Annotated in this window: 15 protein-coding genes; 2 read left to right on the top strand and 13 right to left on the bottom strand. The window is 52.2% G+C overall.

Annotated elements, in window-relative coordinates; translation table 11 throughout:
* Positions 1 to 96 precede the first annotated feature (96 nt).
* The 5 genes from NZD89_RS07175 to NZD89_RS07155 all read right to left on the bottom strand — a co-directional run bounded on the left by NZD89_RS07175 (position 97) and on the right by NZD89_RS07155 (position 5,677).
* Positions 97 to 1,275 carry an MFS transporter gene (locus NZD89_RS07175; protein WP_268007051.1) on the bottom strand — a complete coding sequence of 393 codons (1,179 nt, stop codon included), beginning with the start codon at positions 1,273 to 1,275 and terminating at the stop codon, positions 97 to 99.
* A 181-nt stretch (positions 1,276 to 1,456) separates the two neighbouring features.
* On the bottom strand, positions 1,457 to 2,104 hold the full coding sequence (locus tag NZD89_RS07170; protein WP_268007050.1) for a cysteine hydrolase family protein: 648 nt from the start codon (positions 2,102 to 2,104) through the stop codon (positions 1,457 to 1,459).
* A gap of 42 nt (positions 2,105 to 2,146) precedes the next feature.
* Positions 2,147 to 3,040 carry a LysR family transcriptional regulator gene (locus NZD89_RS07165; RefSeq protein WP_268007049.1) on the bottom strand — a complete coding sequence of 298 codons (894 nt, stop codon included), beginning with the start codon at positions 3,038 to 3,040 and terminating at the stop codon, positions 2,147 to 2,149.
* A 182-nt stretch (positions 3,041 to 3,222) separates the two neighbouring features.
* Entirely contained in the window at positions 3,223 to 4,314 is a 1,092-nt protein-coding gene (locus tag NZD89_RS07160) for a zinc-dependent alcohol dehydrogenase (protein ID WP_268007048.1), read from the bottom strand.
* Between the two features lie 82 nt (positions 4,315 to 4,396).
* A complete protein-coding gene (locus tag NZD89_RS07155; RefSeq protein ID WP_268007047.1) occupies positions 4,397 to 5,677 on the bottom strand; it encodes a Rieske 2Fe-2S domain-containing protein in 1,281 nt (426 codons plus the stop codon).
* A gap of 234 nt (positions 5,678 to 5,911) precedes the next feature.
* Between NZD89_RS07155 and NZD89_RS07150 the strand changes: the two genes are divergently transcribed.
* Entirely contained in the window at positions 5,912 to 6,154 is a 243-nt protein-coding gene (locus NZD89_RS07150; RefSeq protein ID WP_268007046.1) for a Rossmann-fold NAD(P)-binding domain-containing protein, read from the top strand.
* 283 nt (positions 6,155 to 6,437) lie between these two features.
* On the opposite strand, the gene NZD89_RS07145 is transcribed toward NZD89_RS07150, so the two are convergent.
* Positions 6,438 to 7,655 (bottom strand): IS110 family RNA-guided transposase, encoded by a 1,218-nt coding sequence (locus tag NZD89_RS07145; protein WP_268004975.1) that lies wholly within the window; start codon positions 7,653 to 7,655, stop codon positions 6,438 to 6,440.
* A gap of 420 nt (positions 7,656 to 8,075) precedes the next feature.
* Here NZD89_RS07145 and NZD89_RS07140 point away from each other — a divergent pair, with 420 nt between their 5' ends.
* A complete protein-coding gene (locus tag NZD89_RS07140) occupies positions 8,076 to 8,279 on the top strand; it encodes a prefoldin domain-containing protein (protein ID WP_268007045.1) in 204 nt (67 codons plus the stop codon).
* A 226-nt stretch (positions 8,280 to 8,505) separates the two neighbouring features.
* Here the strand turns inward: NZD89_RS07140 and NZD89_RS07135 are convergent, their stop codons facing one another.
* From NZD89_RS07135 to NZD89_RS07105, 7 genes are read right to left on the bottom strand one after another with little or no spacing between them, the layout of a single operon-like run.
* Complete coding sequence (locus NZD89_RS07135) at positions 8,506 to 8,634, bottom strand: hypothetical protein (RefSeq protein WP_268007044.1); 129 nt, start codon at positions 8,632 to 8,634, stop codon at positions 8,506 to 8,508.
* Positions 8,631 to 9,950 carry a family 4 glycosyl hydrolase gene (locus NZD89_RS07130; RefSeq protein ID WP_268007043.1) on the bottom strand — a complete coding sequence of 440 codons (1,320 nt, stop codon included), beginning with the start codon at positions 9,948 to 9,950 and terminating at the stop codon, positions 8,631 to 8,633. Before NZD89_RS07130 ends, NZD89_RS07135 begins: the two co-directional genes overlap by 4 nt.
* A gap of 34 nt (positions 9,951 to 9,984) precedes the next feature.
* Positions 9,985 to 10,770 carry a GNAT family N-acetyltransferase gene (locus NZD89_RS07125; protein ID WP_268007042.1) on the bottom strand — a complete coding sequence of 262 codons (786 nt, stop codon included), beginning with the start codon at positions 10,768 to 10,770 and terminating at the stop codon, positions 9,985 to 9,987.
* Positions 10,734 to 11,168: a GNAT family N-acetyltransferase gene (locus NZD89_RS07120; protein WP_268007041.1), complete on the bottom strand. Its 435-nt coding sequence runs from the start codon at positions 11,166 to 11,168 to the stop codon at positions 10,734 to 10,736. Before NZD89_RS07120 ends, NZD89_RS07125 begins: the two co-directional genes overlap by 37 nt.
* A 44-nt stretch (positions 11,169 to 11,212) precedes the next feature.
* Entirely contained in the window at positions 11,213 to 12,523 is a 1,311-nt protein-coding gene (locus tag NZD89_RS07115) for a 6-phospho-beta-glucosidase (RefSeq protein WP_268008417.1), read from the bottom strand.
* Entirely contained in the window at positions 12,523 to 13,506 is a 984-nt protein-coding gene (locus NZD89_RS07110; RefSeq protein WP_268007040.1) for an N-acetylglucosamine kinase, read from the bottom strand. Before NZD89_RS07110 ends, NZD89_RS07115 begins: the two co-directional genes overlap by 1 nt.
* 5 nt (positions 13,507 to 13,511) lie before the next feature.
* Positions 13,512 to 14,417, bottom strand: coding sequence for a carbohydrate ABC transporter permease (locus tag NZD89_RS07105; protein WP_268007038.1), 906 nt, complete (start codon positions 14,415 to 14,417; stop codon positions 13,512 to 13,514).
* Between the last annotated feature and the right edge of the window lies 1 nt (position 14,418).

Raw genomic sequence — 14,418 nt, 5'->3', positions numbered from 1 at the left:
TCGTCCTAAGGGCGCGGCATTCGCAAACAAAAAAAACTCACTCGTGGCAAATCCCTGTCACGAGTAAGTTTTTTTGGATCCCTTGCCATACAGCGCTTAGAACCCGCGTTTCATTAGCACAATGTTGATTATCCCTGCGATGGCGGTCACAGCGGCGAGGAAGTAGAAGGCGTAATTGAAGTGCCCAGCGTTGAGCGTGATAAACGAGCCGGTCGCGGTCGGACCATACGCCGACAAGATACTCGATACTCCCATCATAAAGCCGTTGTCCCGACCTATCTTCTCGCGTGTCGACATGGAGTGCGTCAAGCCGTGGTTGATGAACGTCGTGATGTTGACGAATACGATGGCGAGGCAAATCACGAGTGCAATCAACGCGGAGCCCTTGATCAACTGACTTATCGCGAGCAGGAATGCGCACGCGATGAAGCTGCCTACGGCCCAGACTGCCTTTTTGTTGGTCTTGTCGACCCGAATGCCTACCAGCACAAGCGCGACTAACGCAATGCCGTATGCGAGTAATAGATAGTTGCTCGTGGTCGCGGACGAGAAGTGAATTCCCGTTTTTAAGTACGCCGGAAAAAACGTCGCGAGACTGAAATAGGCGATCAAACACCCCGTATTACTCAGGGAGATGAGCCAGAAATTCGTGGAACTAAAGACGTTTTTGGGTATTTTAATCGCATTGCTTTCAGAAACGGTATTTGTTTGGTCCGCATAGATGATACTGCGTTCAAGTGACGATACTCGGCTATCCTCTGCAGGATTATCTTTGACAAAAATCGCGAAAAGCGGCAGGCAAACGACGACCGCGAGGACGGTCATCGCCCAAAACACTCCGCGCCAGTCCAGCCATCCCAACAGACTGAACAGGACATATCCTGCAATGGCGGGTCCGACCACCGTGCCGTTGATCCAAATCGATTTGGCCCGAGCGCGCTCGTTATACGGAAACCACCTCGCCGTGAGCGAGTTGGATACTGGCCAGAACGCCGCCTCCGACAAACCGAGCAAAACTCTTGATAGGATGAGGATAAATGCGTTGGGCGATACGGCGGCTATAGCGGTGCTTATCCCCCACACCACGAGTGCAATAATCCCAGACTTCCTTGGCCCAATCCGATCCACGATTGGACCCCAGACAAAGAAACCAATTCCGTATGAAAACAGCAGCGTCGTAACCAAGGCGCCGACGAGTCCCGAGCGACCCGTCAGATGCATATCCACCAAAAAAATGTTTGTTTGTTGCGATAATTCCGACACCAATTTTTTCAAGAAGACTAACGACCCAGATGACGAGTAACGTTGGGGCGACATATATCCAACGAACTCTCGAGTCCTTCGTGGCCAACGGCACCGCGTCTACCTTTACCTCTGTACTCATCCCTATCAACTCCTCTCAAATCCCTGACAGACTAGCGTCTATGTGAACCGCACAAAGGTGTACGAACGGTTCCTAGGTGATGTTCTCCGGAAAAAGCGATGGTCGCGGCAGCGACAGCTCTTTCATCAGTTCATCGACCGCAATCAAATGTACGAATTTGTTGCCCAGGCTCGTTAAAATAGGCGCGGTGATCTCCTCCGCCAGGTAGTGCCCAAAACCGACGTCCTCGTGATCTCTCGTCTTGTTCAATTCCTTTGGAAGGAACACCTGAATATCGTGTTGAAACGCGTCCCGAGCAGTCGTTTCACAGCACACGTTCAAGACGCATCCGACGATGATCAACTGGTCGCGCTCCTGCTCCTGCAAAAAGTCGTATAGGTCCGTTTTCCAAAATGCGCTGAATCTAGTTTTTCGAATGACCTTATCCAAAGGAGATACGTCCATTTCCGAATATAGCTCGATTCCCGGTCCGTCCTCGACCAACGATTGTGCGACGGTATGCGGAATGAGCCCCCTGTTCGACAGATCTGACTTCAACACGTGCGTAGTCCAGATGATGGGAATCTGTTTGTCCCGGCAGGTGCGTGCAAGCGCATTGATCCCCTCAACAGCTCGTCTTGCATCTGGCACATGGGACGAATAAGCCTCCTGTAAAAACGCGTTCTGCATGTCGATCACGATAAGTGCCGCACGTTCCCCACAGAAGTCGAAGGTTGGCATGTTCGCTCCCCTTTCGGTACGCATGAATCCGCTTACAACCACCTATAACTTGGAGAAGGCCCGTTTTGCGGTCCGGATGATGGTCTCTTTGATGCGTTCGTTGACGCTAGACCGGACCAACAGGTAGATCGGTGTAGGAGGGAGGGACCTGCCAAGGTCGACTTGGACCAGCTTTCCGTTTTCCAACTCCTCTTGAACGATGATTTTCTGCAGAAACGCGACCCCAAGCCCCTTTCGCACCATCATCTTGAGCCACCCCACGTTGCTAATCTCCACCTGCTGATACATGTTGAGGTGATGTTTCTCTATATAGTGCGTAATGATTTTGGTCGTAAACGATTCGTGATTGTAGACGATGATTCTCTCTCGCTCCAAGTCTGCAAAGGACACCTCACTCATCCTCGCCAACGGATGGTCAGGCGCACAGACGAGGATGTTCTGTTCGTTTGCAACTCGAATGACCGACAGGTTTTCATGCGGTTCAGAAGGGCGCAGGTAGGTAAACCCTAAATCGACCGCCCCGTGTTGAATATCTTCAATCAACTGTTCATTCACACTGACCTTTAACAAAAACTCACAGTTCGGAAACTGGTGATAGAGGACCTTGAACACCTCTGGCATGATTTCCACGCCCATATGGTTTGGACAGGATATCTGAACTCGCTCCAAGGACACGGGCGTCTCTTGCAGGACATCCATCGCTTGCTGAATTAAATGAAAGGCCTCTTCAAAGTACGGATAAACTTTCTTTCCGGTATCCGTCAACACGATTCGTTTTCCATTTTCCCTCTGGAACAACGGCGTCTTCAACTGCTGTTCCATCTGTTGAATCCGCACGCTAATCGTCGGCTGACTGATAAATAACGCATCTGCGGCGGCCGAAAAACTTCCCTTTTGCACCACCATCAAAAACGCTTCAATGTTCTTCAATTCCACAGTTATGTCACCACGCTTACCATCAAATTGAGTTTCATGGGAGTACCGGCGGTTTCCAACTCACCGAACGTCAATCTACTTCACTTGTCGGGAGAGATGGAAAGGGTAGTTTCTAAACTCTTATCACAATTACAGCTACCTGCCAATCCGATACACCCAGTATTCACTCAATTTGCGGTATCTCATTTCCACGGCGAAACGGTGACCAGCAGTGGATTTGGTTCACCCATCGAACCTGCGGTGCGAAGCGCTAAATCGGTGTCGGCCAACCTGTAGTCGTGTGAATTCATCAACTGCAGCGGGAACACCCCGGATGATACGAAGTCGATGGCCATTTTCACCGACTCGTAGCTGTGGCCGCGCACCCCCTTCACCGTGAGGCTCTTTTGATAGATAATATCGAGATCGAAATCCTGAAAGAGTTGGTGCTTCAAAGCCCCGAGCAACACCGTGCCATGCTTTTTGACGACTTGCAGCGACGTCACTACCGGCTCAGTCCCCCCGCTGGTCACATCTAGTACCACATCGGCCATCTCTCCGCCTGTGATCTCCCGAACCCTTTCTACTAGATCTTCTTCACTCACGTTGACGGTGTAATCCGCGCCCAACTGGCTGGCCAGCTCTAAGCGCCGGACGCTGGTACGCCGTCCCGTGACGATCACCGCCTTTGCGCCCGCCGCTTTCGCCGCCAATGCAGAGGCTAGTCCCTGCTGACCAGGGCCCTGGATAACCACCACATCGCCAGGCCCAATTTGACCGATGGTGCGCATCCACTCAAACCCGTTCGACAACGGCAGGGTAAGCGCGGCCTCCACGGCCGGGACATGAGTCGGCAGCTTGTGGACCACCGCGTTCGGATGCAGGTACAGATACTGGCTGAACCCGCCGAAGAGGCTTGGCGACACGGTAATCGGTGTGGCGCCGTAGCGAATGCCGGTCCCTGGCTCGGTCTGGGAGCAGAGCCGATAGTTGCCCGTCCGGCACAGCTCACAATGGCCGCAAGGAATGTACTCCTCCATCGCGACCCTGTCCCCCTCCTTCAGGCCCCATCTCTGTGCCGCGACCTCGCCGATTCGGTCGACGTGACCGATGACGTGGTGCCCGAGAATCATCGGACTGCGCAACAATTGATAATGCGACACGTCCGTTCCGCAGACGCCGACGATTTCGACCCGTAAAATCCCCTCGTCGGGCGCGATGTGCGGCAGCTTAAACTCCCGGATTTCGGTTTGTAATACCCCTGTAGCGACAGCGGATAGCGACGTTTCACTCACAGTGATCATCCCCCAATCAATTGGCATCGCGCCGAAGTACAAATGACGACCGCGTCGAGTAGCGACGAGGATGCAACTCCTGTCACACCGCTTCGAAGTCCTTCTCCGCGAGTCTCAGAGCATCTTTTGCGCCTTCGTGAAAAGGCATGCCCTTCGGCAGAAGGACCGAGGCCGCGCGAACGCGATGGCTCTCTGCATCGAGCGCCGGCACTGCACCGCCCTTTTCGTTGACCCGCACGGCGTCGAGCAGGCGGCGGCGCGCTTTAATGATGGCCGTATCGCTGGTGCCAAGGCGCTCCAATGACCGATCCGCGACGGACCCAGCGCTCACCTGCACCGCATGGTCCTCCATGCCGACGCCAAAGATACCCGCAAATGACTCGCCGCGCTTCTGCATGTCGCGATCAATCAAAAAGTCGTTCTCGAGATTCGCGACCGTACGGAATGTGCCCGGAATCACCTTGGCGTGAATGCCAGCTCCCGCCGCCATCTGGTCTATCTCCTCTTTCGTCAAGTCGCGCCCTGGCGTCCAGCTCCAACTCCACACCCAACAATGTTCGTCGTCCATGGGAACCCACGCGTGGCCGCCGCGCGGTGCGCCGCCAAACGGCGGAATCATCGTGTACCACGGCATGATAAACTGGGTGATGCGCCAATAGTAATTGTCCTCGTCTGCGTCTCGCCGGGCCCCAATCAACAGCCCGTACTCGGTTTCCATCACTTCAAATCGCGGAGCCGTATCCTTGGCCAACAGGGTCGTGCTGTTGCTCTTGCTCGACACCCCTAGATTGGCAACCGAACCGGAATGCAAAATCGACACGTGACTCGAGTCGATGCCGCCCTCCAGTGCCTGGAAGTAGTTGCATTCTTGTATTTTTTTCGAGATATACCGTTGACTGTCGGCGACCATCATCCACTCCTGCTCGGGTAGTTCCGGCTTGAGATCCGGATGGCCCATGTACGCCCAGATAACCCCGCCGCGTTCTTCCGTAGGATAGGATTTAATTCGAATTTTCGATTTGAAATTGCTCTCGGCGGGTTCCGACGGCAGGTCTACACACTTGCCGTCGACGTCGAATTTCCAGCCGTGATAGGCGCATCGAATGCCACACTCCTCGTTCCGCCCGTAGAAAAGGGAGACTCTTCGGTGAGGACAATATTCGTCGACCAACCCCACCCGCCCACTCGTGTCCCGGAAGGCTATGAGCTCTTCGCCGAGCAGTTTCACCCGCACTTGTGGGCAATCTGGGTGCGGAAGCTCCTCTGACATGAGTGCCGGAATCCAGTACCGACGAAGGACCTCGCCCATCGGCGTTCCAGCTCCTGTTCGCGTTAATGTTTTGTTGTCTTGATAGGACAGCATTTTCATCTCTCCTGATGTCATTGTTGTTGCTGTCCATTCTCTGCAATCAGTGAAGCGTTTTCAAATTGTTTGTTTTAATAACACCTATACAAAAGACTAATAGCAGAAAACAGTTATTAAAATTTCCTATACGAGTCATTAAACTTATTCATTTGAACACCGAATCGGCTTCGAATAGAATTCCGAGTGTACAGGGAGCAAAATTTTTGGCAGCATCGAAGGAGAGGGATGGTCGTGAATGACGAGGATTTAAAAAAACTCATTATCAGATGCTATCAGGGGAAAACAGTGGCCATTCTGGGCTACCGCGATGCGGCCCCCAGACACCGGGCGGCGTTTTTGAGGGATCATGGCATTGATGTGCTCATCGGCCTGCCGGTCGACGACGAATTCTGGGCCGATGCAGAAGCGGACGGCTTCACTGTGTTACCCGTTTGGGAGGCGGCGGAACACGCGCAGATTGCACAGTCCTACTAAGTTAAGTAGGTGCGCTGCGCGGTGATAGAGATCCCGGTTTTCGCCGATGTGAGCGAGTTGCGCCCGGGTGAGTAAAATACTCTGAATCCTCCGCCTGCAGTCGGTCATATTTCTCACCGCGCGCGTTCTCGCGTCGATAATATCTCCTGGAATCATCACATGATCATGCGACTTATACTCATACAAACTTGCTCGCATCTGATTTGCCTTTCTCCCCACCCTCTACCGTGAAAATGGCATAAAAAAGCTCCCGTGTTCTCCCTCTTAGACATATCTGGATATTTCAGGAAGTCGGTTGAACTATGACTGTCAAACCGAGTTTCTCCAGAGAATGCAAGTGACGACGGATAACTCGTTCTCGGTTCCGCTCTTCGTGGTACGTTGGCCCAAGGTCCTCGTATTCTGTCTGATTGACCAGCATGTGATAGATGATAATTAACATGTAGTGACCGACTGCCACGGCTGCTCTCTTGGATCCCCGACGCGCAGCGATTCGGTGATACTTAGCGGACAGATAGGTATTCTTTGTTCTGGCGGCGCCACGTGCGGCTTCGATTAACGCTTCTCGTAACCAAGGATCTCCCTTGCGGGTCTTGCCACTTCGTCGTTTACCCGCACTTTCATTGTTGCCTGGACACATTCCTGCCCAGGACGCCAGGTGTTGCGCACTTGGAAACCTGCTCATGTCGGTACCGATCTCCGCCAGTATCAGTTCCGCCGTCCGCTCGCCAATTCCAGGTATCGTCTGGATTCGCCGGAGATCTTCGTCAAAAGGGCGCATCCGCTGCTCAATTTCAGCACTCACTTCCTCGATCAACTCATCAAGGTGATCGATGTGCCGAAGCTGAACAGCAAGCATCATCTGCTGGTGCGGACGAACAACACCGTGCAATGCACGTTTCAGTTCTGCGGTCTTGTTACGGAGGCGTCCCTTCACGATCTCCTTGAGCCGTGATTCATCCATTTGGCCACCAATGAGTTCAGTGAGGATGGCTCGACCCGATACGCCAACCACATCACTTGCCACCGATGCCAATTTGATATTTGCTCCTTCAAGGACTTTCTGGAGGCGGTTGACTTCATTGGCACGTTCCCGGACGAGAGACTTGCGGTACCGGACCAGTTCCCGAAGTTCACGCTGATTTCGGTCAGGGATATAGCTCCCCTTGAGCAGGCCATGACGCAGCAGGTCCGCTATCCATTCAGCGTCCCGAACATCCGTCTTTCGACCCGGAACCTGCTTGATGTGCTGGGCATTGACGACCAACGCCTCGAGATCCCTGTCTTCGAGAAGGTTGAAGATCGGCTTCCAAAAGACGCCCGTACTTTCCATCGCCACATGCGTACATTCGTGACCGAGAATCCACTTTATGAGGGACTCAAGGTCATCCGTCATCGTTCCGAACGTCCGAATCTCCTTTATCTCCGGCGTGATCACACAACCAACGACCTTCTTCTTGTGGACATCCAGTCCGCAGCATCGCTCGTGTACAACCTGCATAATGCTGCCACTCCTCACCCAAAGAAGTACAGCCACGTGGCGACCGATGCGATAGGAATTCTACCGTACGTGCTTCCCGACAGCGGGAGCGACAAATCGTGGTGCTCCAAGTCGCCAACTCCGTCTTATGCACGGACTCGTGGTACCAGGGGGCGACGAGCTCCGTGTGGCTGTCTAGCGACATAGTAGATCACGGATCTACATTTTCATAGATTGTGGTGCCGCCAGGCGGCATGGGGGTCTTATGACAGAATCGGCCGGCTTCGGCACCCTCACCTCTTTGCGTTCCCGGGCCCACATGTTCTCCGAATACGAAATCGACAAAACGTACAAGATTTACATCAATTTTCCGACTGTTCATGTAGAGAGAAGATATGAAATTGGGGTTCCGTAATTTGAACTTAAGGGGACCAAAGGGCGATGGTCATACGAAAGAGGAGAAAACAGGCTGAATGGTACTTTGAACGTCGAGTCGAATACCTGAATGCTCAGTTGGGCAAGTTGCGAGAACTGGTTCAACCGCAAAACGGAGACTTCAACTTTGAGGCGTTAAAAGATTTTCTTGAGACGCGTGGACGACTGAGGGAATTAGAGAATATACGCAAACACGCTCAAGATTGGTAACAAAGGCAGCGCACCGCTGTCCCTCAATGCGCTTTCGTTACAGGAGCGGACTACCCCACCCAAAGGCGTTCGGGGTAGCCCGCTCAACTCGTCTTTCAACGTCTATAATCGCACTGTATCTACTACAACCCCTATTGCATACGCGATTTCATCCCGCCGCCGAGTCAAGCGACAACATCGACAACGTTCAATACTCCGGTGAGTCCATATCCGCCTCATCGTTGACTCAACTGCGACGCTGCTTCATCGTCGAGCAAGAGCGTAGATTGGCACTTTGCTTTTGACTGACGACCGTTTGTACGAACTCTGCAGCGCAAAGCGGGAACTCATCTACAGGCGTGATGACCACATTCATTGCGGTACCCCAAGTCGTCGCTGAAAATTGGGTAAAACAGCCGCATGCTCGGCGAGCAGTTCATCCAACATCGCTTCAGCCGATTCTAGACTGTCGACGACGGGATCGACGAGTAACGCTTGAAGGGCCGCCAGGCGGTCACCCTCAACCGCTGCTTTGACAACCAGCTTTTGAACGTTCACCTGCATCTGGCACAGCGAGGCGATGCCCTGTGGCAGTTCCCCCATCGTCAGCCCTTGTATCCCATATCCGCTTACCAACGCCGGAACTTCCACGATGGCGTCGTCTGGCAAGTTTGTAATACAACCACGGTTCGGTATGTTTACCGCCAGTACGTATTCGTTTCGATTTTCTGCGGTGGCTCGAATGATGGTAAACGCGATTTCGCCAGAAGGTTCCGTCAACATATTGCCGAGCGCCTTTTCTCCCGACACCCACTTTCTGATGTTGTCCCAATTCTCTTCTCGTTCACGGTTTGCGGCTTCAAAATCATAGCCATGGAGACCCGTCTTTTCCCACGCATAGGCGAGATACTCCCCGATATGGTCATCTGTCGGCGACGGCCAATAGCCAAATTTTCGAAACATGTCGCGACTGAGCGGATCGCGCCCCCATACGCCTTGGTCGTCGTTTGGCAGCGACGCCTCCTTTTGGCGCAGCAACGGGTACAAATCATCCCCCGATTTGTTGTGACGAATATCCATAAGCCACAATAAATGATTGACGCCCGCTGCTTTTACGTCGATTTCATCAGATGGGATGCCCATGATTTCAGCTACGCGTTCCCGGCCCATGAACACGCCGTGACAAAGACCGACCGTCTTGATGTTCGTGTACTGATGGACGGCCATGCAAATTCTGCTTTCGGGATTGGTGAAGTTGATAAGCCACGCGTTTGGGCACAATCGTTCCATATCTTTCGCGATATCTAAGATAATTGGGATATTCCGCAGCGCGTGCGACAAACCACCGGGCCCTCCGTTTTCCCCAAGCACCTGGCGAATTCCATACTTTTCAGGAATTTCCCAGTCCTTTTTCCATAACTCGTCGCGCTTGACCGCCACCGATGTAATGACGAAGTCAGCCTCGGGCAGCGCTTCAAGGCGGTCGGTCGTAGACCGAATACGAATCCCGGTTCCCGCTTCTTCATTCATCCTGTTCGCCAACTGTTCGACCAAGCACAGCGACTCTTCGTTCAAATCGACGAGGACGAGCTCGCTTCCTTTGAGCTCTTTCATCTGAATGGCGTCCCGCAGCGACCCCGGGCCAAACGACACGCTACCTGCTCCAATGATGACGATTTTCACTGGTTTCACACGAAATCCTCCTCATTCGCACTGACGAGTTGGGTTAAAAGAAATCAGAATCCCACATGATGGAATGTTGATTCGGAAACAGGGATTCGAGCGCTGGATGTCGTTTTAACTTGCCGTCCTCAAGCGCCTGCGCCCCTTGTGTAACGAGCGTCAAAAAATCGGCTTCGCTGAAGGTCAAACAAGAATGATACCTCGGGTAACCGTCGTATGGGATCACGCGGACATCCCCCTCGCTGGCGAGCAGCGATACGGCCTGATCACCGCATCGAAGGAGCATTTCTTGATCGTCGAGCTGCCCATTTGTGAAACGCTTTGCAAGAATCGGCTCCATTTTTTTCAACAGCCGCGCAAAGTCGAAGAAACGCCACATCGCGCCGTCGAATGAAGTTGGCGACACGCCCTGCTCGTGAAAAAAACGAGCCAATGCGTGGTCGTCAGGGATGCGCAGTTCGATGTCTTGACCTGGGTGTTCGAGGCTGAATTTTTCAAACAACGAAACCATCGTATCCTCATGTCCAGGTTTATAGACTGCCTCGTCGATGGAAATCGCATCTTTTACACGCAGGCGAAGATAGGCGGTGATCTCTCCATCCTCGATGGCCACATAGAAGTTGCGACTGAGCGTCTCATGGCGCCAACGTAGTTGGTCCCGCCAGTATACCGGTGAGCGAACCATGCTATTTGTCCGATGGCGATTGTACAGATCATAAACGTGCACAATTTCATCGAGCTCATGGCCTGCCGGAGTGAGCCCACCTTGTGTCAGGTGATTGCCACTCGGTTTTAACTGCTGGGTGTTGACCTCATACTGCTTCTCCAACACCTGCTGCCAGCCGCACTGCTTGTAAAAATCGTGAATGCCAGTGAACAGCAAGGATAAATCGTACCCACTTTCCTGCATCCAGTGGATTTGAGCGTGTAAATCTCCTGTGCAAGCCCTCTGCCTCGATATTCGGGGTGTGTCGCAACGCTTCCAATTCCGCCTACGAGCAGTTCCAGGTTCTCGAGCCGTGCACGGTACGGAAAAATTTGTATCGCGGAAGCAATCACGCCGTCCACTTTTGCAATCCAAGTCGTTTCATCGGCGTAATGGGTGTCAAAATCTAATCGTTCTTGAAAAAACTCACGGCTTTCGTTGGAAAACACGAGCCCCCATAAATCAAAACTCGCTTCTAATTCGTGTCGGTGACGCACTTGTCGAATTTCGACCCGTTGCACAGCAATCACTCCATTTTCAAAAAGCCCCACGTGGGGGCTTCTAATTAGAATTGAGGCAGGTATTCTTTGTGCTGTGTCAGAATGTCGTTCAAGATACTCTTCGCAACCTTCGCGGAAGTGACCAGTGGATGAAGCGTCAGAGCTTGCAGCGCCAAACCGTAATCGCCACTCATGGCCGCTTCGACAGTCGCCGTTTCGTAGGCCTTCACCACCTGAATTAAACCGCGAATGTGCCCGGGGATCGGCGTCTTGATTTGCAGCGGCGTAGCCCCTTCCGCGTTGATGACACAGTTCGCTTCGATGGATGCGTCGTTTGGCAAGAAATCGAGCAGGCCGTTGTTGCGCACATTGACGACCTGTTGGTCGTTTCGGTTTGTGTAAATAGAATGAATCAAATTCATCGCGGCCTCGGAATAATAAGCGCCGCCGCGCTGTTCGAGCTGCTTTGGCTTGACGCTCAAATCCGGGTCTTTGTACAACTCGAATAGTTCCGCCTCCACTTGTTTGACGACCTGAGCTCTCGTGCCGACGGTACGCGCAGCTTCGAGCTCTTCAGCCAGCATATCGTCCGTCATGTAGAAATAGCGCAGGTAACTGCACGGCAGCATGCCCTGGGACTCTAAAAATTCAGCGTCCCAGCCGAAATCCGGGATATTTTTCATCGTGAGCCCTTTTGCAGAAGGTGCTTTTCTCAAAACTTCAGGCAACACGTCCACGCCGTTCACGAGGATTTTTGACGACCAGTTCAAGTGGTTGAGCCCGACCCACTCTAAATTTACGTCGTACGGATTGCAGTCGACCAACTTCGCGATTTGCATCTGAGTTCCGATTGGCAAATTGCAAAGGCCGATCGATTTTACCTTGCTGTAATTCAAAACAGCTTCCGTATTGATGCCTGCTGGGTTTGTAAAGTTGAACATCCAAGCGTCTGGGGACAGTTCTTCAATGTCTTTCGCGATGCCTAACAAAACCGGGACGGTGCGAAGCGCTTTCGCAAAACCTCCGGCACCAGTGGTTTCTTGACCGATACAATTGTATTGAAGTGGGATGCGTTCGTCCTTCGCACGGGCATCGAGCAGTCCGACACGCAGTTGCGTCGTGATAAAATCCGCACCGTCAATGGCCTCTCGACGGTCCAACGTCGCGTGGATGCGGATTGGAAGCCCCGACTTTTCGACCATGCGCTTTGCGAGGGCACTGGTGATTTCCAGCTTGTGTCGCCCTTCTTCGATATCCACCAGATACAAGTCTTTCACAGGCATTTGTTCGTACCGCTTGATGACCCCTTCGACAAGCTCTGGGGTATACGAGGAACCGCCGCCAATCACCGCGATTTTCAATGGTTCACTTTTCATCATTGGTAGCCTCCATAGGAAATAAATTTTTCCTCTATAGATTGACTTACATGGATACCGAGCTGATCCATTCCAATTAAAGCAGCGCCAAATGCGGGCGCCATTTCCGGAATCACCAAATGAAATGTCTGATGTTCTTTTGCAATCTCTTCGTGCAATGCTTGCAACAAGAATTTACTTCTACCTTTTTGAATGACAGACCCAACTAAAACGATGGGAATATCCATGTCGTCAAAGCCGCCTAGATGATAAATCACGGAGTTGGCGGCGATACCTAGTTCGCGTCCCATGCATTCGAGAATTCTGACAGAGACTTCGTCGCCCTCATCTGCCGCTTCGTGCAACAATTTACACATGTCCAAATGCGTGTGGTAGAGTTCATTGTCATAATAGTGATCGAGTACTTCGTCCATATCGCGCTTGTCATAGTAGCTCGCAATTTTTTGCCGCAGCGAGGTACTCGGACCACGCCGCTCAAAATCGCGGCAAGCCGCGCGAAATGCCTCTTGCGCTAAGTGATGGCCCCCGGCAGTATCCCCAAACAGGTAGCCAAACCCGCCAATCTGTTTGGTTTCTCCAGCCGGATTTCTCCCGGCGGCGTTTGTACCCGAACCGCATACCAGCACGACGCCGACATTGTCTCGGCTCCCCGTACGAAGTCCTTCATACGTGTCGCAAACGATGTCCCAGTTCCGAAACCCAAGGGAAGCGACCGCTGGGCGTAAAATCCTAAAATCCTTTTCCCGATCCGCCCCAGCAAGTCCGAATTGCGCAAAATCGATTTGTTCAATCGTCAAGTTTGCCTCGCCAAGCGCCTGCAGAATCGCCGCTTTGTAGTTGGCGAGCGCTCCGCCTATCCGCACGTTGGAATTTTGATAATTCCCGTGACCCGCCACCCCTTTCCCCAATAGATCTCCATGTTCGTTCACGACTACAGCGAATGTTTTACTTCCGCCGCCATCTAATCCAAGAACGTATTTCATCTAAATCAACCTTTCACTGCACCCGCGGTTACACCGGTTACAATCCACCGATAGCAAATCATGGAAAGCACGACGAATGGGATGGTTGCAACGACGCCAGCCGCCGTCATCAATCCCCAAGGAAGCGAGTGTTTCCCTACGAGTTCGGCAATAAAAATGGGAATGGTCTTCGAGTTGTACGTCGTTGTAAACGCATTTGCAAACATAAACTCATCAAAGTTATTCAGCACGCTGAAAATAAATGTCGCGGCCAAACCGGGAATCGAGAGAGGCAGAATAATCCGAAACATGGTACCAAGGCGTCCACATCCGTCGACATACGCGGATTCCTCAAGTTCTTTTGGAACCACTGAAAAATACCCCGTAACCATCCAGACGACATATGGAATCGTCCCTGAACAGTAGGCGATGATCAGTGCCCACGGCGTGTCGAGGAGCGGTCCCGTCAATTGAAAAGATAGATCCGTAAACGGAATTGGGATGGAAAACCCGCTTCGAAAGAGCATGTAGAGTGGAACGACGATGCTGACTGACGGGAGCACCTGCATCGATAGAATCGCGAACAAACCCGTCATTCGAAATGGGAACCGAATGCGAGCAAACGCATAGGCCGCTAAACAGCCGAAGACGAGCGAAATAATCGTCGTCAGAATGGAAACCTCTAAACTATTCCCCATCGCCGCCCGCAATTCTGCGACATACGGTCCTGAGTTTGAAAAAAGTTGCTCATAGTTGATGAGCGTAGGATGGTGAGGAAATAGGTGTCCTTCGTTCAACTCCAGTTGCGATGAAAACGATGAACCGATCATGTAGATAAACGGTAATACTGAAAACAGGAAGAGAAGAATCAATCCCGTCCATAGATAACCTGTAGGAATGATATCGGTGCTTGTTTTTTGTATTTTTTTCATC

Origin of the sequence: Alicyclobacillus fastidiosus (genome assembly GCF_026651875.1) — a bacterium.
Classification (GTDB): Bacteria; Bacillota; Bacilli; order Alicyclobacillales; family Alicyclobacillaceae; genus Alicyclobacillus; species Alicyclobacillus fastidiosus.
This window is presented reverse-complemented; position numbering and strand designations above follow the sequence as displayed.